Origin of the sequence: Kitasatospora sp. NPDC056273, from assembly GCF_042268845.1 — a bacterium.
Lineage (GTDB): Bacteria > Actinomycetota > Actinomycetes > Streptomycetales > Streptomycetaceae > Kitasatospora.
In genome coordinates this window covers 89,721-108,421 of sequence record NZ_JBHJSJ010000002.1, presented here as the reverse complement: position 1 = coordinate 108,421, position 18,701 = coordinate 89,721, and the positions used below count along the sequence as shown (strand labels likewise).

Annotated in this window: 24 protein-coding genes, 1 tRNA gene and 1 pseudogene; 11 read left to right on the top strand and 15 right to left on the bottom strand. The window is 72.9% G+C overall.

Annotation, left to right across the window (positions count from 1 at the left end):
• Positions 1-90: 90 nt before the first annotated feature.
• Entirely contained in the window at positions 91-798 is a 708-nt protein-coding gene (locus ACFCY1_RS02090) for a response regulator transcription factor (protein ID WP_049649405.1), read from the bottom strand.
• Between the two features lie 47 nt (positions 799-845).
• On the bottom strand, positions 846-2,060 hold the full coding sequence (locus tag ACFCY1_RS02085) for a histidine kinase (RefSeq protein WP_375873206.1): 1,215 nt from the start codon (positions 2,058-2,060) through the stop codon (positions 846-848).
• 311 nt (positions 2,061-2,371) lie between these two features.
• On the opposite strand from ACFCY1_RS02085, the gene ACFCY1_RS02080 reads away from it, so the two are divergent.
• From ACFCY1_RS02080 to ACFCY1_RS02070, 3 genes are all read left to right on the top strand, one after another.
• Positions 2,372-2,728, top strand: coding sequence for a hypothetical protein (locus tag ACFCY1_RS02080; protein ID WP_375873205.1), 357 nt, complete (start codon positions 2,372-2,374; stop codon positions 2,726-2,728).
• A 278-nt stretch (positions 2,729-3,006) separates the two neighbouring features.
• A complete protein-coding gene (locus tag ACFCY1_RS02075; protein ID WP_375873204.1) occupies positions 3,007-4,233 on the top strand; it encodes a hypothetical protein in 1,227 nt (408 codons plus the stop codon).
• Between the two features lie 44 nt (positions 4,234-4,277).
• Positions 4,278-5,495, top strand: coding sequence for a hypothetical protein (locus ACFCY1_RS02070; RefSeq protein ID WP_375873203.1), 1,218 nt, complete (start codon positions 4,278-4,280; stop codon positions 5,493-5,495).
• Positions 5,496-5,531: 36 nt separating this feature from the next.
• Here ACFCY1_RS02070 and ACFCY1_RS02065 read toward each other — a convergent pair whose 3' ends face one another.
• Positions 5,532-6,116 (bottom strand): LuxR C-terminal-related transcriptional regulator, encoded by a 585-nt coding sequence (locus ACFCY1_RS02065; RefSeq protein WP_375873202.1) that lies wholly within the window; start codon positions 6,114-6,116, stop codon positions 5,532-5,534.
• A gap of 288 nt (positions 6,117-6,404) precedes the next feature.
• On the opposite strand from ACFCY1_RS02065, the gene ACFCY1_RS02060 reads away from it, so the two are divergent.
• The 5 genes from ACFCY1_RS02060 to ACFCY1_RS02040 all read left to right on the top strand — a co-directional run bounded on the left by ACFCY1_RS02060 (position 6,405) and on the right by ACFCY1_RS02040 (position 9,501).
• Positions 6,405-6,674, top strand: a complete 270-nt coding sequence (locus ACFCY1_RS02060; RefSeq protein ID WP_375873201.1) for a hypothetical protein — start codon at positions 6,405-6,407, stop codon at positions 6,672-6,674.
• 352 nt (positions 6,675-7,026) lie between these two features.
• The gene (locus ACFCY1_RS02055; RefSeq protein ID WP_375873200.1) at positions 7,027-7,296 is read left to right on the top strand and encodes a hypothetical protein; all 270 of its coding nucleotides are present in this window, start codon (positions 7,027-7,029) and stop codon (positions 7,294-7,296) included.
• A 133-nt stretch (positions 7,297-7,429) separates the two neighbouring features.
• On the top strand, positions 7,430-8,386 hold the full coding sequence (locus tag ACFCY1_RS02050) for a hypothetical protein (RefSeq protein WP_375873199.1): 957 nt from the start codon (positions 7,430-7,432) through the stop codon (positions 8,384-8,386).
• Positions 8,387-8,519: 133 nt separating this feature from the next.
• Positions 8,520-8,981 carry a hypothetical protein gene (locus tag ACFCY1_RS02045; RefSeq protein ID WP_375873198.1) on the top strand — a complete coding sequence of 154 codons (462 nt, stop codon included), beginning with the start codon at positions 8,520-8,522 and terminating at the stop codon, positions 8,979-8,981.
• 112 nt (positions 8,982-9,093) lie between these two features.
• Positions 9,094-9,501 carry a hypothetical protein gene (locus ACFCY1_RS02040; protein WP_375873197.1) on the top strand — a complete coding sequence of 136 codons (408 nt, stop codon included), beginning with the start codon at positions 9,094-9,096 and terminating at the stop codon, positions 9,499-9,501.
• 17 nt (positions 9,502-9,518) lie between these two features.
• Here ACFCY1_RS02040 and ACFCY1_RS02035 read toward each other — a convergent pair whose 3' ends face one another.
• From ACFCY1_RS02035 to ACFCY1_RS02000, 8 genes are all read right to left on the bottom strand, one after another.
• Positions 9,519-9,875: a peptidase inhibitor family I36 protein gene (locus tag ACFCY1_RS02035; protein WP_375873196.1), complete on the bottom strand. Its 357-nt coding sequence runs from the start codon at positions 9,873-9,875 to the stop codon at positions 9,519-9,521.
• Between the two features lie 254 nt (positions 9,876-10,129).
• The gene (locus tag ACFCY1_RS02030; protein WP_117489846.1) at positions 10,130-10,519 is read right to left on the bottom strand and encodes a peptidoglycan-binding protein; all 390 of its coding nucleotides are present in this window, start codon (positions 10,517-10,519) and stop codon (positions 10,130-10,132) included.
• A 256-nt stretch (positions 10,520-10,775) separates the two neighbouring features.
• Positions 10,776-11,306, bottom strand: a complete 531-nt coding sequence (locus ACFCY1_RS02025; protein ID WP_159028326.1) for a hypothetical protein — start codon at positions 11,304-11,306, stop codon at positions 10,776-10,778.
• 248 nt (positions 11,307-11,554) lie between these two features.
• Positions 11,555-11,638, bottom strand: a tRNA-Leu gene (locus ACFCY1_RS02020).
• Positions 11,639-11,711: 73 nt separating this feature from the next.
• On the bottom strand, positions 11,712-12,116 hold the full coding sequence (locus tag ACFCY1_RS02015; protein WP_049649392.1) for a type II toxin-antitoxin system VapC family toxin: 405 nt from the start codon (positions 12,114-12,116) through the stop codon (positions 11,712-11,714).
• Positions 12,117-12,125: 9 nt separating this feature from the next.
• Positions 12,126-12,323, bottom strand: a complete 198-nt coding sequence (locus ACFCY1_RS02010; RefSeq protein WP_049649391.1) for a hypothetical protein — start codon at positions 12,321-12,323, stop codon at positions 12,126-12,128.
• A 303-nt stretch (positions 12,324-12,626) separates the two neighbouring features.
• Positions 12,627-13,628: an alpha/beta hydrolase gene (locus ACFCY1_RS02005; RefSeq protein WP_375873195.1), complete on the bottom strand. Its 1,002-nt coding sequence runs from the start codon at positions 13,626-13,628 to the stop codon at positions 12,627-12,629.
• 24 nt (positions 13,629-13,652) lie between these two features.
• Positions 13,653-14,720 carry an alcohol dehydrogenase catalytic domain-containing protein gene (locus ACFCY1_RS02000; RefSeq protein WP_375873194.1) on the bottom strand — a complete coding sequence of 356 codons (1,068 nt, stop codon included), beginning with the start codon at positions 14,718-14,720 and terminating at the stop codon, positions 13,653-13,655.
• Between the two features lie 97 nt (positions 14,721-14,817).
• Between ACFCY1_RS02000 and ACFCY1_RS01995 the strand changes: the two genes are divergently transcribed.
• A complete protein-coding gene (locus ACFCY1_RS01995) occupies positions 14,818-15,411 on the top strand; it encodes a CGNR zinc finger domain-containing protein (RefSeq protein WP_375873193.1) in 594 nt (197 codons plus the stop codon).
• 74 nt (positions 15,412-15,485) lie between these two features.
• Here the strand turns inward: ACFCY1_RS01995 and ACFCY1_RS01990 are convergent, their stop codons facing one another.
• The 3 genes and pseudogenes from ACFCY1_RS01990 to ACFCY1_RS01980 form a co-directional block, all read right to left on the bottom strand.
• Entirely contained in the window at positions 15,486-15,743 is a 258-nt protein-coding gene (locus tag ACFCY1_RS01990; RefSeq protein WP_375873192.1) for a DUF397 domain-containing protein, read from the bottom strand.
• A gap of 23 nt (positions 15,744-15,766) precedes the next feature.
• Positions 15,767-15,976: a DUF397 domain-containing protein gene (locus tag ACFCY1_RS01985; RefSeq protein ID WP_375873191.1), complete on the bottom strand. Its 210-nt coding sequence runs from the start codon at positions 15,974-15,976 to the stop codon at positions 15,767-15,769.
• 31 nt (positions 15,977-16,007) lie between these two features.
• A pseudogene (locus ACFCY1_RS01980) lies at positions 16,008-16,760 on the bottom strand (helix-turn-helix domain-containing protein); the annotation flags it as partial.
• 209 nt (positions 16,761-16,969) lie between these two features.
• On the opposite strand from ACFCY1_RS01980, the gene ACFCY1_RS01975 reads away from it, so the two are divergent.
• Both ACFCY1_RS01975 and ACFCY1_RS01970 read left to right on the top strand, forming a co-directional pair.
• A complete protein-coding gene (locus tag ACFCY1_RS01975) occupies positions 16,970-17,398 on the top strand; it encodes an ATP-binding protein (protein WP_375873190.1) in 429 nt (142 codons plus the stop codon).
• A 14-nt stretch (positions 17,399-17,412) separates the two neighbouring features.
• Positions 17,413-17,964, top strand: coding sequence for a hypothetical protein (locus ACFCY1_RS01970; RefSeq protein ID WP_375873189.1), 552 nt, complete (start codon positions 17,413-17,415; stop codon positions 17,962-17,964).
• A gap of 117 nt (positions 17,965-18,081) precedes the next feature.
• On the opposite strand, the gene ACFCY1_RS01965 is transcribed toward ACFCY1_RS01970, so the two are convergent.
• Positions 18,082-18,648, bottom strand: coding sequence for a LysM peptidoglycan-binding domain-containing protein (locus tag ACFCY1_RS01965; protein ID WP_049649385.1), 567 nt, complete (start codon positions 18,646-18,648; stop codon positions 18,082-18,084).
• Positions 18,649-18,701: the final 53 nt, after the last annotated feature.

The window sequence follows — 18,701 nt, the reverse complement described above, 5'->3', positions numbered from 1 at the left end:
GGCCGCACGCCCACACACCGCACACCGCAGGCCGCACCGACCGCCGGGGCTGCTCCCGCCGTGGCCACATCACCGTGGCCGCACCGCCGCTCAGGCGCCGGGCAGCCCCGGCACCACCAGCCCGCTCTCGTACGCGATCACCACCGCGTGGGTCCGGTTCTGCGCGCCGAGCTTGCCCAGCACGTTCCCGACGTGCGTCTTCACCGTCTCCTGGCTCACCGCGAGGGCCTGCGCGATCTCCGGGTTGGAGAGCCCGGTCGCCATCAGCCGCAGCACCCCCTCCTCCCGGCCGGTCAGCGCCGCCCTGGGCAGCGCCTCGGCCGACTCCAGCGGCCGGGCCGCGACCATCCGGCGCAGCGCGGCGGGGAACAGCACCGCCTCCCCGGCGGCCACCACCCGTACCGCCTCGGCGATCTGCGGGACGGGCCGCCGCTTCAGCACGAAGCCGCTGGCGCCGGCGCTCAGCGCGGCGGTGACGTAGCCGTCGTTCTCGAAGGTGGTGATCACCACGACCTTGGGCGGGTCGGCGTCCTTCAGCAGTTCGCGGGTCGCCTCGATCCCGTTGCGGCGCGGCATCCGCACGTCCATCAGCACCACGTCCGGCCGCAACATCCGCACCTGCTGGACCACTTCGACGCCGTCGGCGGCCCGCCCGACCACCGTGATGCCCTGCTGGGCGCCCAGCAGGGTGCTCAGGCCGCTGCGGGTGACGGGGTCGTCGTCGGCGATCAGGAGGGTGACGTCGGGCGCCGCCCCCGCGGCGGGGTCGGCCGCCCTGTCCTCACCGGCCCCGCTCACGCTCCCGTCGGCCCCGCTCCCCCCGGAGCCGCGACCACCGCCCCCGCTCACGCCGACCACCGCATCGGCAGCCGGACCGCCAGCCGCCACTGCCCCTCGCCGTACGGGCCGGCCTCGAACTCGCCGTGCAGCAGCCGCACCCGCTCGGCCAGCCCGGGCAGGCCGTGCCCGGAGGTCGGGAAGCCACCCGCCCCGGCCCCGTCCGCCACCCCGTTGACCACGCTCAGCTCCAGCTTGTCCGCCCCCGCCGCCACCCGCAGCTCGATCGTCCCGCCCGAGCCGTGCCGCAGCGCGTTGGTCAGCCCCTCCTGGACGATCCGGTACGCGGCCCGGGAGAGCGTGCCCTGCACCTGCGCCAGGTCCCCGGTGGTGCGCGGCGCCACGACGGCGCCCGCGTGCCGGAGCCGGTCGATCAGTTCGGGCAGGTCGGTGAGGGTGCGGGTCGGCGCGGTGCCGGACTGCTCCTCGCGCAGCGCGCCGAGCACGTAGTCGAGGTCCTCCAGCGCGGCCCGGGTCGACTCCTCGATGCTGCGCATGGCGGCCCGCGCCGCGACCGGGTCGTCGGCCAGCACCTCGCCCGCGACGGCGGCCTGGATGGTGGCGGCGGTCAGGGTGTGCCCGATGGAGTCGTGCAGTTCGTGGGCCAGCCGGTTGCGTTCGGCCAGCAGCCGCTCCCGCTCGGCGGCCATCGCGAGCCGCTCGGCCGGCGAGGGCCCGAGCAGCCGGGGCGCCAGCCACCGCAGCGCGCCCGACACGGCCACGAACAGCGCCGCCGCGAGCACCAGGGCGAGCACTCCCACGATCCAGGCCCAGACGCCCGTCACGTCCGTGGCCCAGCCGAGGAGGCTCACCCTCGCCGTGCCCTCCGCCCAGCGCCCGGGCAGCGCCACGGCCGTCACCAGCAGCGTGCTGCCGCCGATCAGCACGGTCCAGCCCAGTGCCACGTACGCCACCACGAACGCCGGCGTCCGCCACCACTCCGCCGCGGCGGCCCCCTTCACCGGGGCGGGCACCGCGACGCCCAGCGTCCTGCGCGCCCCCGCCGCCAGCACCCGGCGCACCACCCGGGGCAGCCCGCACAGCCCGAGCAGCACCGCCCACAGGGGCAGCGCCACCCAGACCGAGTCCGGCCGGCCCGACAAGCCGAGCGGCACCCCGAGCGCCACCATCGCCACCGGCAGCGCGGCCACTGCCCCGACCACCGCGAACAGCACACCTGTATACGTCGACCCGCGCAGCAGCGGCTTCAGTCCCTTGATCATGTCCGCCAGTATCACCGGCCTTCGCACCCTCGCCCTCCCCCGATCGAGGGAGGATCTCCGCAGGTCCGCGCTGTGCCCCCGCGCCGTCCGCCACCCGCCGGCTCCGCCGACTCCGCCGAGCGCGACGCGGCTCCCCGCGGCGGGGCCCCGGGCGCGGTCCCACGCCGCCCGCCCGAGCGCCGCCCGTCCGAGGGCCGCCGACCTTCACCGACGAGGGCCCGCGTCGAACTCGGCCGGAACGCGACCACTCGTTCGCGTGATTCGGGGTCGAAGCCACCGCCGGGGCCGCCGGAGATCAGACCATCGCAAGGATGACGATCAATCAAAAGCTCTTCCGGCAAGGCCTGTTGGCGACCGCCTCCACTGCCACGGCGCTGGCCGTCACGACCGGCACCACGACGACCACCCCGGCCGCACCCGCCCAGCGGGACGGCGGCCCGCAGGCCTACCGGGTGTCCGTCCGGGCCGGTGGGGCCTGGGAACTGCCCCCCGGCCTGACCTCCTTCACGGTGTACGTCCGGGGTTCCGGCGGCGGCTCCGGTGGCGGCTCTGGTGACAGCTCCGGTGGCGGCTCCGGTGGCGGCGGCTCCGGAAGCGGCTGGAGCGGCGGCCGGGACGCCGCCGAGGGCACCACCGGCAGCGGCGGCCCGGCGATCGCACCCGGCTGACGCAGCCGGGCGGAGGCGGAACGACGCCCGCCCCGGCACCCCCACCGCCCCGCTCGGCCGAACCACGGGAAATCGGCCGCCGCCCCGGATCCGCACCCCTCCCGACCTGCCCGATGCGGATCCGGGGGTGCGGATTCCGGCCGTTTCGGTGATCGGCCTGCCAACGAACGGACGGTGGCCGAGACTTGGCCACCGGACCGGGCACCCGACCAGCCTGACTCCGACGAAACGTCAATTCGCTTGATCCACAAGGTCATTGAAGAGACAGGAGTTTCCGGATGGCTGGTTCATCCACCCCGCGCACGGCCGCCCTCGCCGCCGCCGCGACGGCCGTCGCCCTGCTCCTCGGCCCGGTACCCGCCGCAACGGCCGACCCCGGCCCACCGCTCCCGACCCCACACCTGCTCCCGACCCCCCACCTCCTACCGCTGCCCGCCAACGCCGGCCCGCTCAGCACCGCGTACAGCCTGAACAACGCGGGCGACGTCCTCGGCGAGTGCTACCTGGACATCCCCGGCCGGTTCGCCCCGCGCGCCCTCCGCTGGAACACCGGCAACCTCGGCCTCACCGCCCTGGAACCGCTGCCCGGCGAGATCGGCACCCGCCCGGGCGCCATGAACGAGGCCGGCACCGCGGTCGGGGTCTCCTTCGCGACGCTGACCGACAACCACCCGGTCCGCTGGGCCCTCGACGGCACCTCGACCGCACTGGAACTTCCGGCCGGAGCCCGCGGCGGCGGCGCGAACGGGATCAACAACACCGGTGTCGTGATAGGCGATTCGTACGACGCGGTGTTCCGCCCCCTGCCCGTGAAGTGGCGGGCCGACGGCACCAGGGTCGCCCTGCCGCTGCTGGACGGCGACGACACCGGTGCGACCACGGCCGTCAACGACGCGGGCTTCGTCATCGGCTGGTCCGAACGACGTCTCAGCGGCGAGCCCCGGAAGCGCGCGGTGGTCTGGAGCCCGTCGGGCACCGTGACCGCGCTGCCGCTCCCGCCTGGGATCGACGTGGCCGGGGTCTACCGGATCACCGACGCCGGTGTGATCGTCGGCCCCGGACGGCGAGAGGGGAGCACCGAGCTCGACCGGGTGGTGCTCTGGGCGGCGGACGGCACCGTCCGGGACATCGGCGAGGGCCGGCCGAACTCCATCACCAACACCGACACCGTCGTCGGGGCGGCGTTCGACGCCGCCCGCTCCCTGCACGCCGCCTACTGGAACCCGGACGGCACCCGGACGCTGCTCGACGGCCCGGCAGGCCAACAGAGCACGGCGCGCACGATCAACAGCGCGGGCACCGCCGTCGGCACCGCGACGGGTTCGGACTGGGACCACGGCACGGCACTGCTGTGGAAGCGCGACGGGACGGCCGTCACGCTCCCGCCGTCCTCGCTCAGCCCGTACGCCTCGGCCTCCCTCGTCAACGAGTCCGGGGTGATCGTCGGACACGCCACCGTGCCCGGCGAGCAGTCGCTGCCGCGCGCGATGGTCTGGAAGCCCTGATGGCCACGACCCGAAGTCGCCCCGACGAAACAGGAGTTCTCCGCATGACCGGTTCACGCACTTCTCGTACGGCCGCCCTCGCCGCCGCCGCGACGGCCGCCGCCCTGCTCCTCGGCCCGATACCCGCGGCGGCTGCCGCTCCCGCCCACTACCTGGCCTCCCCGCAGTTCCTGCCGACCCCGCCGGACACCGCCTACAGCGAGGTGTGGGGCCTGAGCCGCGACGGCGCCGTCGTCGGCGAGTACTCCCCGAACACCCCCGGCCGGTACACCGTGAGCGCCATCCGCTGGAGCCCCGACCACCTCGGCTACACCGTCCTGGCGCCGCTACCCGGCGACCTGTCCAGCCGCCCGAGCGGGTACAACGACACGGGCACCGTGGTCGGGGCCTCCTTCGTGTCGATGAGCGACAACCACCCGGTCCGCTGGGCCCCGGACGGCACCCCGACCGCCCTGGAACTGCCGGCCGGGGTCCGCGGTGGCGGCGCGGGAGCGGTCAACGACGCCGGTGTCGTGGTGGGCGGCTCGTACGACGAGGTCTACCAGCCCAAGCCCTTGAAGTGGCGGGCCGACGGCACCCGGGTCGACCTGCCGCTGCTGCCCGGCGACACCATGGGCTCGACCGCCTCCGTCACCAACGCGGGCTTCGTCGCCGGCAGTTCCGTACGGCGCCTCGCCGACGGCGACTACCAGGAGACCCCGGTGCTCTGGAGCCCGACGGACACGGTGACCGCGCTCCCGCTCCCGCCGGGCGTCGACGGCGCCCGGGTGGACCGGATGACCGACGACGGCGTGGTGCTCGGGCACGGGCGGCGGGCCGGCGGCACGGAGTTCGACCGGGTGCTGGTCTGGACGGCCGACGGCACCGTCCGCGACGCCGGCTACGGCCGGACACGGGCCGTCAACAGCGCGGGCACCGTCGTCGGGGCCACGTTCGACGCGGCGCACTCCACGTTCGCCGCCCGCTGGAACCCGGACGGCAGCCAGACCCTGCTCGGCGGCCCGGCGGGCCGGCAGAGCGAGGCCATGGCGGTCAACAGCGCGGGTACCGCCGTCGGCAGCGCCCAGGGCCCGGACTGGACCCGCGCCACCGCCCTGCTGTGGCAGCCCGACGGAACGACCGTCACGCTCCCGCCGTCCCCGCTCAGCCCGTACGCCCAGGCCAGGTACATCAACGACGCCGGACTGGTCGCCGGTCACGCCGTCGAGCTGAACGCGGCCGGCCAGCCGGTCGCGTCCCACCCCGTGGTCTGGAAGCCCTGACGCGGAACGGCCGGTCCCCTCTCGGACCGGCCGTTCTCAGCCCTGCTCCGGCGCGGGCCCGAGGGCGTCGCGCAGCATGGTGCGGGAGGTGATGCCGAGCCGCTCGTAGATCTGGTACCGGTGCGCGCCGACGGTCCGGTGCGAGAGGAACAGCCGTTCGGCGATCTGCTTGTTGGTGAGTCCGGAGGCGGCGAGGCGGGCGATCTCCAGCTTCTGGACGCTCAGGCCGTGGGTGTTCGAGGCGTCGGCCCCCGGCCTGCTCGCGCCCGTCGCCCGCAGTTCGTTCCGCGCCCGCTCGGCCCACGGCCGGGCGTCCGGCTCCTCGAACACCTCCAGGGCGGCGGCGAGTTGGGCCCGGGCCCGGACCGTTGCCCGGGCCCGGCGGAGCCGTTCGCCGTGGGCGAGCCGGACCCAGGCGTGCTCGAAGCGCCACCGGTCGGCTCCGGGGGTGTCCAGCGCGAGGGCGAAGCGGCGCAGGGCGTCCCGGTCCTCCTCGGCGCAGAGGGCGGCCGACGCCTCCAGCAGCATGGCGTGCCGGGAGGACACCGCGCCGAGGCGGTCGAGGTAGAGGGCGCCGGTGCCGACCCGGGTGACCAGGACGGGGTCGGGCTCGTCCGCCAACGAGGCCGACCGCAATCCACGGCCCCGTGAGCCCGGCGGCCGGTCGGCCCTCGGGTCGGACGGCCGCCGCCGCTGTCTCCTGACGCACCGCCTGCTCCGCCCGAACGACCTCGGCGATCGACCGCCCGAGCGGCCGTTTCCGCAGGTCGGCGCGGCGCGCCTGACGCACCGTGGGCACCGTTCGGATGGCGACCCCGCTTGCGCGGGGCGGCGGCGCGTGTCCCGCTGGTTCCGGCGGGCCGATCGGCGCCGCCGCTCATGACCTCGAATCCCACGGAGGAAACCACCATGCGTGCTCTCAAGCGTGTTCTGGCCGCCAGCGCCCTCACCGTCCCGCTCGTGATCGGCGCCGCCGGCATCGCCTCGGCCCAGGAGGGCCTGGACGCGAACTTCGGCAAAGGTCAGTTCGTCGTCAACCAGAACGGCGCCGGCGTCGCGGATACGAACTCCACCGTCAACTCCGACGGCCTCCAGCACACCGACTTCTGGATCTGGTCCGACGACACCGGCGTCTCCGGCGCGTTCACCGGCTCGGGCGCCACCTGGCAGCAGGGCTGACGATCCCCGCACCGCCGCCGGCCGTACGGGGCCCCGGGACAGGGCCCCCGCCGAACCGGATCCCGGAATGACGAAACGGCCGGTCGACCACGAGGTCGACCGGCCGTTCCCATGGCCCCACCCGGAGAGGAACCACCTACCACAGGCCCGCAGGGCTGCTCCGCCCGAACGACGTCGGCGGATGATCGCCCGATCGGCCATTTCCGCAGGTCGGCGCGGCGCGTCTGACGAACCGTTAGGCCTGTTCGGATGGCGGCCTCGCTTGCGGGGGCTGGCGGTGCGTGTCTGGCTGGTTCCGGCGGGCCGATCGGCGCCGCCGCTCATGACCTCGAATCCCACGGAGGAAACCACCATGCGTGCTCTCAAGCGTGTCCTGGCCATCAGCGCCCTCACCGTCCCGCTCGTGATCGGCGCCGCCGGCCTGGCCTCGGCCCATGGGGGCGTCGACGCGGCCTGGGGCCAGGGCTTCTTCACCGCCGGCCCGGACGGTGCCGGTGTCGCGGGCGCCGAGTCCTCGGTCAGCCCCGAGGGCGTCTCGCACGCCGACTTCGGGATCTGGTCCGACGACGAGGGCGTCACCGGTGGGTTCACCGGCTCGGGCGCCACCCTGGTGAACGGCTGACGGACCCCGCACCACCGGACGTACGGGGCCCCGGGACAGGGCCCCCGCTGAACCGGATCCCGGAATGACGAAACGGCCGGTCGACCACGAGGTCGACCGGCCGTTCCCGTGGCCCCACCCGGAGAGGAACCCCATGACCCGGGCCCCCAGGCCCTCGGAACTGGCGCGGCGGGCATGGGCGGCGAACCGGCCGCTGGCCGGGACGGCCGCCCTGATGGCCCTGATGCTGGCCGTCGCCCTGGTCGGCCTGCTCACCGATCCCCGGTCGATCACCGGGCAGCCCGCCTGGGCGAAACCGGCCCGCTTCGCGCTCTCGATCGCCCTCTACACCCTCACCCTGCTCTGGCTGCTCACCTTCGTCCGCGGCCACGACCGCCTCGTCCGGGTGGTCTCCCGGGTGACGGCCGTGTCGCTGGTCGTCGAGATGGCCCTGATCGCCGCCGCGGCGGCGGCCGGCACGACCAGCCACTTCAACTTCGCCACCCCGACGGCAACGGCGGTGTGGATGACGATGGCCGCCTTCATCGTCGCCACCTGGGCGATGGCCCTGGTGGTCGTCGTGCTGCTGCTGCGCCAGCGGGTGCGGCCGCCGGTGTTCGCGTGGGGGCTGCGGCTGGGCATGGCCGTGAGCGCCCTCGGCATGGCCGTCGCGTTCCTGATGACGCTGCCGACCTCCCCGCAGCGCGCGGCCGCCAGGCGGGGCCACGGCCTGCCCGTCGTCGGCGCGCACACCGTCGGGCTCGCTGACGGCGGCCCGGGAATGCCCGTCACCGACTGGAGCACCCTCGGCGGCGACCTGCGGATCCCCCACTTCCTCGGCCTCCACGCGCTCCAGGTGCTGCCGCTGCTCGGCTTCCTCCTCGCCACCCGGCCGCGCGGGCTGTCCGAGCACCACCGGGTCGCGCTGATGGGGATCGCCGGGGCGGCCTACCTGGGCCTGGTGCTCGTCCTCCTCTGGCAGGCGCTGCGCGCCCAGCCGGTCACCGCTCCCGACGCGGCGACCGTGGCCGTGCTGCTCGCGCTCGGAGCCGTCGCGGGCGCGGCGGTCTTTGAGGTCCTCCGCCACGCCCGCCGCGCGGAGGGCCGGTAGCCGGAACGGCCGGTACGGGGCGGCCGCCATTCGAACCAAATCCCGGTCACACGGTCTGCCCCGGGGCCTCCGATTGGTACGCAGGCAGACCGGGATCGGAGGGCGGTCCCGCGAACAAGGGAGAAGCGAGGACATGAAGAACCTCCGGGTCGCAACAGCCGCCGTCTGCGCACTTGCGGGCGCTTTCGCGGGCACGGCGTCGGCAGCGGTCGCCCAGCCCGCGGACACCGGCCCGAGGCCCGTCGCGGCCCACGTCCCGCCCGCCCCCTCGGGCGACCGGGGCGTCGTCCCCGGCGACCCCGAACTGCGCCCGCTGACCTGCGAGAACGGCCACATCTTCTACGGCTGGGACGGCGCCCCCCGCACCTCGTCCGACTTCGTCGGCCTCTACACCACGAAGCCCGACCCGGCCGACACCAGCAGGAACCGCCTCGCCTACGCCTTCGTCTCCTCCGCCGGCGCCGTCCGGCACTCGTTCGACTCCGAGTACCAGAGCGGCACCGGCCTGTGGGCCGCGTACTGGACCCGCGACGCGGACTCGGAGACGTACGTGATCGTCAGCGAGGAAGGCCCGACCAGCAAGTTCTGCAGCTGAGCCCTCTCGGCACCGGCCGGTCGACCGTCGGGTCGACCGGCCGTCACCCGTGGCGGGCCGGGAGGACCGGCCGGCCACGGCATTCGACCACCACAGGAAGGAAGGCGAGGCAATGAGGAACCCCTGGGTCGCGGCAGCCGCCGCGTGCGCGCTTGCGGGAGCCGTCGCGAGCACCGCGTCGGCGGCCCCCTCGGACCGGACGGCCCATGTCCGCAGCGGCCCCGAGGTGCGCCCGCTGAGGTGCGAGAACGGCCGGATCCACTTCGGCTGGGACGGCGCCACCTACGACTGGACCGACTTCGTCACCCTCACCCGCGGCAGGCCCGACCCGGACTCCACCGCGAACCGCGTCGCCTTCCGCTACGTCACCTCCGAGGACGGCACGGCCGTCCGGCACTCCTTCGACTCCGAGCTCCAGAGCGGCACCGGCCTGTGGACCGCGTACTGGACCTACGACGTGGACCTGAACAGGAACGTGATCGTCAGCGAGGCCGGCCCGGAGGACAAGCTCTGCACCTGACCCCACGGGGGCCTGCGTCAGCCGGTGGGGTCGTCCTCCCCCACCGGCCGCGCGGACTGCACCGGGTACGGGAAGCTGGCGGCCCCCCGGCCCGGTTCGAGGGTGACGGCGAGGCCGCCGTACGCGGGCGACTCGTAGAAGCACCAGGCGACGTGGCTGGTGTTGACCACGCTCTCGACGGGCGGCTCGATCAGCAGCCGCGGCTGCCGGATGTGCACCAGCAGGCCGTGGAAGTCGAGTTCGGTGAACGCGCACACCGTACGGCCCCGGGGCCGGGCGAGTTGCCGGGGCACGGACGGCGCGCCCGCCGCCGGGATCACGGCCGCGCTCGCGATGGCGGCGGCGGTCAGCGAGACGGCCGCCCGTCTCGGCACGGACCACTCCAACGCCAACTCCCTTCCGATGCACCGGTGATCGGCGGTATCGCCGTTCGGGAGGGGGATCCCACCCCGGAGGGGAGGGGTAAACGGCGCCGGGGAAAGTCGTAAGTACACACACCGGGCGGCGTGGTGGCGAATCCGTCATCCGACCATGGGGAAGGGCACGCGAAGGGGCTTGACGGCCAGGCCGCCGAGCCCCTCGTCAGTCACTCACCGGGCCGGGTGCACCCGGCCCGTCGCGGCCCGCGTCAGCCCGGGAGCTGGCCGCTGCAGTTGACCAGCCAGGCGCCGAGCTCCGGGGAGTGGTCGCCGCCGTGGTTCGAGGCGTTGTAGGCCCGGCTGACCGCGTTCTTGATGGAGCCGCCGGTGGCCGGGCCGACGACGCCGTCCGGGCTCAGGCTGTGGCCGCTCTGGTAGTGCACGACGGCGTTGTAGGTGAGGCCGCCGAAGTCGTTGTCGACCTGGAGACCGGCACTGTCCACGTAGTTGAGGCCCTGCTGGAGGCAGCCGACGGCCGAGCCGGAGCTGCCCTTCGCGAGGGTGCTCGCGGCGCTGGCGGAACCGGCGGTCAGGGCGACGACGGCGGTCGCGCCCACGGCCAGGGCGGCGGCGCGGCGGGTCCAGGTGTTGATGCGCATGATCAGTGCCTCTCCTTGAGTTCCGGCTGGCGCCGGCCCCCCGCGGATCGTCGTCCGCCGCGGGGCCGGCGTGGCTTCGCTGGTGACGACGATGCTCCGATCGGCGCGCCGGAGCCAGGAATTCGCCCCTGGTCGAAACCCTTGCCCCCGGCCCGGCGGTCTGCCCGGGACCGTGCGGAGCCGGCACGCTCCGACACACCGCCGTCCCCGGCCCCGCGACGGTGCGGGAGCCGGGGACGGCGGCGGGGAGGAGGGGTCAGCGGTCGGCCTGATAGCCGTTGATCTTGCTCAGCGGGCCCTTGGTGCCATCCTCGTAGACCGGCTGCTTCTGGACGTCGCCGTAGATCTGGAAGAGCTTCTTGGCCGGGTCGGCGGCGGTGGGGTTGCAGTTCGGGTAGCCGACGTACCAGTAGATGCTGGCCACGCCGTCGCCGTCGACGGCCGGCGAGACGGTGGTGTAGAAGGTCACCAGCCCGATCTTGGCCGGGTTCGGCCCGTTCGGGTCGTGCAGTTCCCAGGCGCCGGAGACGGTGGCGGAGGCGGCGTTCGGGGCGACGGTCAAGGTCATGTCGTCGTTGAACTGGACGGACGAGATGCCGAGCCACGTGCTGATCACGTCGTCGAAGACGTACGCCCGCGCCGGGTAGGTGTAGTCGGCGACGTTGCCGCCGCACTGGCCCGCGGCCCGCGTCTGCGCCTGTACGGGCGCGGCCAGCGCGAGCGAGCCGGCGGTGGCCATGACGGCGGCCGAGACGGCCACGCGTCTGAGCATCCTTGTGTGCTTCATGCTCCCAGAATCCTTCGTTCGTTGGCGAAGTGCCCTTGGGATCAACCCTGTTCGCCCGCCTTGAGCGCCGCAATCCCCGTGCGCCGAACAGCCGAACAGCCGACACCCATCGACCCGGACCCGAACGGCCGAGAGCCCCGCACGGATTCGCGCGGGGCCCTCGGCGGTCACGGCAAAACGGTCACGATAAAACGGTCACGACAAAACAAAGCGGCCGGTTGATCCGAAGATCAACCGGCCGTTCGCTGTGCGCGAGGGGGGAGTTGAACCCCCACGCCCTTTCGGGCACTGGAACCTGAATCCAGCGCGTCTGCCTATTCCGCCACCCGCGCATCTGGGTGATGAGGAAAACTATAGACCATCCGGAGGGGCACTTCCGACCACGTCCGGGCAGACGGCCGGGGGCTACTCCGCTCCCAGGATTCGGAGGCCGTGCTCCTTCTGGAAGTACGCGTAGTCCTTCAGGTTCAGCGTCGCCAGCGGAAGGTCGTAGGTGAGACAGCAGGCCGCGATCCACATGTCGTTGACGGGACGCGGAAGACCGGCCTTCAGGCCGGCCGCCGAGAGCCTGCCCCAGGTCGCGGCCACCGCTTCGTCGCCGGGGAGAACCGGGATGCCGGAGATCCAGTCCGCGAGCTCCTGGCGGCGCCTCCCTCCCCAGTCGCGAACCTCACTCCACTTCGCCAGTTCCCCAAAAGTGACGAACGTGATCACCGGTCGACGGCCCACCAGGCGACTGGCCAGCGGATCCGCCAACCTGCGCTTGTGCGTCAGGGACGCGACGTCGGTGTCAAGAATGACAGGCTGCACCTTGCTCCCTCAGGCCACGTTCCGCTGGCGTTCGGCGCGGACGAACGCCAGGAACTCGTCGAGCTCTTCGTCCGACTCGAAAGTGTCGGCCTGGAGCTCATCGAGGGACCGTATGGGCTGCGTGTTCTTGGCTGCCAGCAGTTCCTCGACCGTGACTCGGGGGCGCGCGGGCGGGTAGATCGGGCGTTCAACTTCCGAGGCGCTCATGAGTGGCCTCCCGCAAGTGATCGGCTAGGGCTTACGAAAGCCATGATAGAGCCCGATCACACCGGGTGATGCCTTCGCTACCCGTCCGCCGCCCCTGGACTCCGCAGGCGGGGAGCGGCCATGGCGGTGTCTCCTTCCGCGGCCGCTCAGGCCTGGAACTCGTCGATGACGACGACACCGGTCGGGCCGTACGTCTCCAGGGACTCCAGCACGTCGCCCGCCTCGTGGAGGCTGACGATGCGGGTATAGACCATCCGGAGGGGTACCTCCGACCACCTCCGGGCAGACGGCGGGAGACCGGGTCTACGCCGGGGGCCGGGGGTGCTGGGGCGCGGGGGTGCGGAAGTGGCGGGCGAGGTAGCCGAGCCAGGCCTGCTCGAAGCTCTCGGCGAGCTGTGACTCGGGGGCGAACAGGTCGAAGGCGTGGTACGCGCCGGGGTAGAGGTGGAGTTCGACGGGGACGCCGTGGGCGCGCAGGCGCATGGCGTAGTCGAGGTCCTCGTCGCGGAAGGAGTCGAGTTCGCCGACGGCGACGAAGGTGGGCGGCAGTCCGCCGAGGTCGGCCGCGCGGGCGGGGGCGGCGTACGGGCTGACCTGGTCGGTTCCGGCGCGGTCGCCCAGGATCGCCCGCCAGGCGAGGAGGTTGGTGGCGCGGTCCCAGATGCCGAGGTCGCTGATCTCGTGGCTGGACGCGGTCCGGTTCCGGTCGTCGAGCATGGGGTACATCAGCGCCTGGAACAGCGGCGTGGGGCCGCCGTGGTCGCGGACCAGCAGGGCGGTGGCCGCCGCGACTCCCCCGCCGCCGCTCTGGCCGCCGATGCCGATCCGGGTGGCGTCCAGGCCGAGCACCCCCGCCTCGTGGAGGAGCCACCGGTGGGCGGTGTGCCCGTCCTCGGCGGCGCCGGGGGCGGGGGTCTCCGGGGCGAGCCGGTAGTCGACGGCGGCGACGGCGCAGCCGAGCCGTGTGCTGAGCCGCTTGAGCCAGGGGTCGTCCTGAGCGGCGAAGCCGAGCACCTGCCCGCCGCCGTGGAACCAGAGCAGGACCGGCAGCGGGCCGGGCCCGGCGGTGGTGGGCCGCAGCAGGCGGATCGGCACGTCCGGGCCGTCGGGCCGGGTCGCGCGGTGTTCGGTCACGGTGACCGACGGGTCGTCGGGGGTGGAGTCGGCGACGGCCGCGGCGAAGGCGCGGAGGGTCTCGCGGGTCGCGGGGATGTCGGTCAGGTCGAACGCGCCGTTGGGGGTCATCGGGACGGCGTCGAGGGCCCGGCGCAGTTCCGGGTCGACCAGCAGGCGGGGAACGGGCATGGTCGTGCTTCCTTCCACCGGTGCTCAGGCCCGGAACTCGTCGATGACGACGACACCGGTCGGCCCGTACGTCTCCAGGGACTCCAGCACGCCACTCGCCTCGTGGAGGCCGACGGTGCGGGTGACGATGCGGCCGGGGTTGAGGCGGCCGGCCTCGATCATGTTGAGCATGGTGCCGAAGCGCTGGCCCTGCATGCCGAAGGCGCCCAGGAACTCCAGTTCCTTGACCATCATCACGTCGATCGGTAGCCCGACGTCGCCCTTCTCCGCACCGGTGGTGTGGCCGAGTTGGAGGTGGCGGCCGCGCGTGCGCAGGGAGAGGACGGAGTTGCGGCAGGCCTCGGCGATGCCGACGGCGTCGACGGACACGTGGGCGCCGCCCCGGGTGAGGGTCCTGACCGCCTCGGCCGGGTCGTCGGTGGCGGCGTTGACGGTGTGGACGGCGCCCAGGGCGCGGGCGGCGTCCAGCTTCTCCTCGGAGATGTCGACGGCGATGACGTTGGCGCCGGTGGCGGCCGCGATCTCCACCGTGGACAGGCCCATGCCGCCGCCGGCCCCGTACACGGCGACCCACTCCCCGCCGCGTACGCGGGCCTGGTCGACGACGCCGTGGAAGGCGGTCATGTAGCGGCAGGCGAGGGCGGCGACATCGACGAAGCCGACGGTCTCCGGCACCCGGACGAGGTTGACGTCGGCGAAGCGGACCATGACGTACTCGGCGAAGGCGCCCCAGTAGGAGACGCCGGGGACGAGCGAGTCCACGTGCTCGCACACGTGCTGGTTGCCGCTGCGGCACATCTCGCAGGAGCCCTCGCCGGGGTTCATCGGGAAGATGACCCGGTCGCCGTCCTGCCAGTCCCGAACGTCCCGGCCGACCTCCACGACGGTGCCGGCGAACTCGTGGCCGAGGACGAACGGGGGCTTGACCTGTGGCCCTCCCGTCCAGAAGTCCCCGGCCCACAGGGCCCAGTCGGTGCGGCAGATCCCGTTGGCGCCGACCCGCACGATGGCGCCGTCGGGCGGGCAGACGGGGTCGGGCACGTCACGGATGACGAGGGGCTGGTGGAGTTCTTCGATGACTGCGGCGCGCATGGACGCGACCTCCTCGGGGAAAGTCCACCGGTTCAAGTGGTGGACCTTGAAGCTATGCGCCCGCTTCGATGCGTGTCAACCGCTTAGAGTGGTGGACATGAGTGACGAAGACGGCCGACGAGAAGGGCGCCAGCGCGCCAAGACCGACTTCCGGTTCGACGACGCACGGCTGTGCTTCGCCTTCGCCGGCACGCTCGCCGATCGCGGCAAGGAGCTGCACGTCGAGCGGCTCGCCGAACCGGAGGACCTGAGCCGGTGGAGCGTGGAGAGCGGCTGCACGACGGTGGCGCCGAGCTGCGACGAGGCAGAACTGGAGGGAGCGAGGCGACTGCGCGAGGCGATCCAGCGGACGGGCGTCGCGCTGGCGGAGGGGGCGCCGCCCGCGCCCGAGGACGTCGCGGTGGTCAACGGCGCTGCGGCCGAGGCGACTTCGGTACCGGTGCTCGCTGCGGACGGGGCGTCCGTGCGGTGGGACGGGGACGGGATCGCGGCCGTGCTGTCGATGGTCGCGCGGGACCTGATCGCGCTCTGCGCGTCCGAGGAGCAGCGGACGCGCGTGCGCATCTGCGGAAACCCCGACTGCGGAACGCCGTTCGTGGACACATCGAGGGCGGGCGCGCGGCGCTGGTGCTCGATGAAGACCTGCGGCGCACTCGCGAAGAAGCGCGCCTACCGCGCGAAGGCGAAGTAGCCCCGGGCGGGGAACGCCTCGGGGCGGGGCACCAGTTGGCGCCCCACCCCGAGGGAGGGATATGGAGGGGTGACTCAGCCCTCGATCGGCAACTCGCCGGCCCGGACCGCCGCGACGAAGGCGCTCCAAGAGGAGTCGGGGAAGAGGAGGGCCGGGCCCTGGGGGTCCTTGGAGTCACGCACCGGGACGGCGCCGGGCAGGAAGCCGAGGGCCACCTCGATGCAGTCGCCGCCGTCGTCGCCGCTGTAGCTGCTCTTCTGCCAGACCGGCAGCGCCACCTCGACGCAGGCACCGCCGTCGTTGCCGCTGTAGCTGCTCTTCCGCCAGGTCAACACAGCCAGCTCCTTGGGGAGTTCTACGCCGGAAAGTCGCCCTCACGGACGGCCGCAACGAAGGCTTCCCAGGCGGAGGCCGGGAAAACGAGGGCCGGGCCCTGCGGGTCCTTGGAGTCACGCACCGGAACGAGGCCGGGGAATCCGGGGGCTACCTCGATGCAGTTGCCGCCGTTGTCGCCGCTGTAGCTGCTCTTCCGCCAGGCGATCACGGCGAGCTCGTTGCTCATCATCTTTGAAACCCTCCAGCGCCTCGGCGATCAGCCGAAGCGAGTCACTCTCCGACAGGCACTCGGCGCGGAGCTGATCATAGCGACGCTGATGCTTGGCCACGATGTCAGGAGCATCGCTCATATGCCCCTGATCAAGGCTCTCCGAGTACACCGAGCGCTGCCCATCCGGCAGCTCCAGCAACACCATGGCTGTGTTGAAGACGACCCGACGGCACGAGAACGGCGCCACCTGAATGATGATGTTCGGGAGCTGGGCCATTTCCAGCAGGTGCTCCATCTGCTTTCTCATCACACTCGGCCCACCTACGACCGTTCGAATAGCGCTCTCGTCGAGAATGACAAGCAGCAGCGGCCCATCGGGTTCGAGGAAGCGGTCCCGCCGACTGAGCCGAGCCCTGGTCAGCTCCTCAATCTCCTCCGAGTTGCCAGCCGCAACTCCATGAGCGAAGAGCGCCTGCGCGTACTGCCTGCACTGCAGCGGGCCGTAAATCATGCTGTCCTGATATGCGCGCACCCCAACCGCGATAGCCTCCCGGTCCATGTGCTCCTGGAACCAGTCCGGATGCTCGATCGCGGCGCTCCAGTCCACCCAGCCGTACAGCCGCGTGAGCAGTTCGGTGGCGTTCAGCAACTCCCCGAGCTGCGCGAGCTCCTCGAGCGACGGCTTCCGCCGTCCGCCCTCCATCCGCGAGATCACCGTGCGGTCGAGGTGCATCTTCCTGCCCAGGTCCTCCTGGCGGTAGCCCATCGCCGCGCGCGCGTGGCGGATCTCCTCGCCGAACATGATGGCGGAGCTCGCCGTCGGTCCGTGCCCGGTCTTCCTCTGTGCCATGACTGCCCCCAGCTGTGCTGCGCGTGCCCAACACGCGGATTTGGGGACCACGGTATCCCCACAGGCCGATCATTGTTACCGGAACGCAGTCATCTGCATGCGCAGCGTGAACAGTGCGCTCCTGTCGCACGCCCCCCTCCGCCCCCGTGAGGTGCTCCCCCATGCTCTCGTCCCGCAGGCCCCGCGCGTTCGTCGCGCACCTCGACTCCCGCGCCGAGTCCACGCCCCTGGCGCGCTACCTGCTCCGCGCCTACCTCTCCGGGCTGCCCTCCGGCGACCGCTACGCGGACACCGCCGAACTCCTCCTCGGCGAGCTGTTCGCCAACGCCGTCCAGCACTCCGACGCGCCGGACGACCGCCACATCGAGATCCGCATCGCCCTGATCAACTCCCGCCTGCGGCTGGAGGTCCACGACGCCGGCAGCGGCCTGCCGTCCCTCCACACCCCCACCGCCTGCGACGAGCACGGGCGCGGCCTGTTCCTCGTCAACAAGCTTGCCGAACGCTGGGGCTGCACCTCCCGTCCCGACGGCATCGGCAAGTTCGTCTGGGTCCTCGTCGCCCCCGCGCCCGCCCCCACCCTCGCCTGAAAGCCCGAACCCCCATGCACCTCACGACCCTGGCCCGGCACGCCCTCTCCCGGGGTGCCACCCCGGCCGCGGCCTTCGCCCTGATCGCCCGCCTGGGCCACCCGTCCCTGCCCGTCGCGCGCGCCGTCTGCCTCGCCCTCGACATCCCCCTCGCCGAGACCACCCGCCGCCTGGCCGAGTGCTACGACGCCCTGCTCTCGAACCCCCGCCCGGACTCCGAGAACGACACCGGTGAACTCCTCGAAGCCCTCGGCGTCTTCGACGTCCCCAAGTCGCTCACCGACACCGAACTCGCCGTCGTCGAACACTTCCTGGCCGCCATCGACGCCCACGGCAGCCTCCGCCCCGGCCACCGTCACGGCCTCCAGCGGTGGTTCACCACCGGCAACCTCACCACGGCCTACCTCTCCCTGGCCGCCGCCCATCCCATGCCCCGCACCGGCGACCCCGCCCTGTACTGGACCACGCTCGTCACCGCCGGCGAACTCCTCACCGCTACCCCCGGCCCCGACAGCCGCATCAAGTACGCCCTCTCCCACTGCCGCACCCAGGCCGCCCGCACCTGAACGCCCTGCGTGGGAAGTCGGCGGGGCCGACTTCCCACGAGCCGGTCACCGGCACACCGGATCGACGATCCGGTGATCAGGGCGAGGTGCCCGGGCGCGGACGCCCGGACCGCACGATTACGGAATCGTCAGCACCTGACCGACGTTCACCAGGTCCGGGTCGTCGATGCCGTTGGCCTGCGCGATCTCCAGGTAGCGGCTGCCGTCACCGTAGAAGCGCTCGGCCACGGCCCACAGGGAGTCCCCGGGCTCGACGGTGTAGGTCTGCACCGCGACGGGCTCCGGGGTCGGGACCGGCTCCGGCTCCGCGACCGGAGCCGGGGCCGAGACCGGGGCCTCGGCGGCGAGGGGGAAATCGGTGTTGGTGTCCGTCGCCCACCGCGCCCCGCCGTCCCGGGCGTACAGCACCACGTTGCGGTCGGCCTGCACGACCAGGCGGTCGACGTCCTGGCCGTCGGTCCCGGTGGACCACGCCGCACCGTCGCCCTTGTAGAGCACGAAGTTGCCGTCCTCCTGGAGCACGGCCCGCTCGACGCCCTGGTTCTGGGTCTCGGTCGCCCACACGACGGCGCCCGGCTCGGAGAGCACCAGGTTCCCGTCCCCCTGGAGGGTCAGCGTGTAGGCACCGCCGGTCAGGGACTGGCCGAGACCGAGTTCGTTGCCAGCGTACAGAGTGTCACTCATGGATATTCCTTTCGGATAAGGGACTTGGCGTCGTCGAGCCGGGCTAGCGGCAC

Coding starts and splice junctions, on each gene's coding strand:
- ACFCY1_RS02050 (WP_375873199.1), top strand. CDS start 7,430: ATGACCCGGGCCCCCAGGCCCTCGGAACTGGCGCGGCGGGCATGGGCG.
- ACFCY1_RS02060 (WP_375873201.1), top strand. CDS start 6,405: ATGCGTGCTCTCAAGCGTGTTCTGGCCGCCAGCGCCCTCACCGTCCCG.
- ACFCY1_RS01965 (WP_049649385.1), bottom strand. CDS start 18,648: ATGAGTGACACTCTGTACGCTGGCAACGAACTCGGTCTCGGCCAGTCC.
- ACFCY1_RS02010 (WP_049649391.1), bottom strand. CDS start 12,323: ATGAGCGCCTCGGAAGTTGAACGCCCGATCTACCCGCCCGCGCGCCCC.
- ACFCY1_RS01985 (WP_375873191.1), bottom strand. CDS start 15,976: ATGATGAGCAACGAGCTCGCCGTGATCGCCTGGCGGAAGAGCAGCTAC.
- ACFCY1_RS02075 (WP_375873204.1), top strand. CDS start 3,007: ATGGCTGGTTCATCCACCCCGCGCACGGCCGCCCTCGCCGCCGCCGCG.
- ACFCY1_RS02045 (WP_375873198.1), top strand. CDS start 8,520: ATGAAGAACCTCCGGGTCGCAACAGCCGCCGTCTGCGCACTTGCGGGC.
- ACFCY1_RS02040 (WP_375873197.1), top strand. CDS start 9,094: ATGAGGAACCCCTGGGTCGCGGCAGCCGCCGCGTGCGCGCTTGCGGGA.
- ACFCY1_RS02070 (WP_375873203.1), top strand. CDS start 4,278: ATGACCGGTTCACGCACTTCTCGTACGGCCGCCCTCGCCGCCGCCGCG.
- ACFCY1_RS01975 (WP_375873190.1), top strand. CDS start 16,970: ATGCTCTCGTCCCGCAGGCCCCGCGCGTTCGTCGCGCACCTCGACTCC.
- ACFCY1_RS02000 (WP_375873194.1), bottom strand. CDS start 14,720: ATGCGCGCCGCAGTCATCGAAGAACTCCACCAGCCCCTCGTCATCCGT.
- ACFCY1_RS01995 (WP_375873193.1), top strand. CDS start 14,818: ATGAGTGACGAAGACGGCCGACGAGAAGGGCGCCAGCGCGCCAAGACC.
- ACFCY1_RS02025 (WP_159028326.1), bottom strand. CDS start 11,306: ATGAAGCACACAAGGATGCTCAGACGCGTGGCCGTCTCGGCCGCCGTC.
- ACFCY1_RS02080 (WP_375873205.1), top strand. CDS start 2,372: ATGACGATCAATCAAAAGCTCTTCCGGCAAGGCCTGTTGGCGACCGCC.
- ACFCY1_RS02085 (WP_375873206.1), bottom strand. CDS start 2,060: ATGATCAAGGGACTGAAGCCGCTGCTGCGCGGGTCGACGTATACAGGT.
- ACFCY1_RS02055 (WP_375873200.1), top strand. CDS start 7,027: ATGCGTGCTCTCAAGCGTGTCCTGGCCATCAGCGCCCTCACCGTCCCG.
- ACFCY1_RS02030 (WP_117489846.1), bottom strand. CDS start 10,519: ATGCGCATCAACACCTGGACCCGCCGCGCCGCCGCCCTGGCCGTGGGC.
- ACFCY1_RS02005 (WP_375873195.1), bottom strand. CDS start 13,628: ATGCCCGTTCCCCGCCTGCTGGTCGACCCGGAACTGCGCCGGGCCCTC.
- ACFCY1_RS01970 (WP_375873189.1), top strand. CDS start 17,413: ATGCACCTCACGACCCTGGCCCGGCACGCCCTCTCCCGGGGTGCCACC.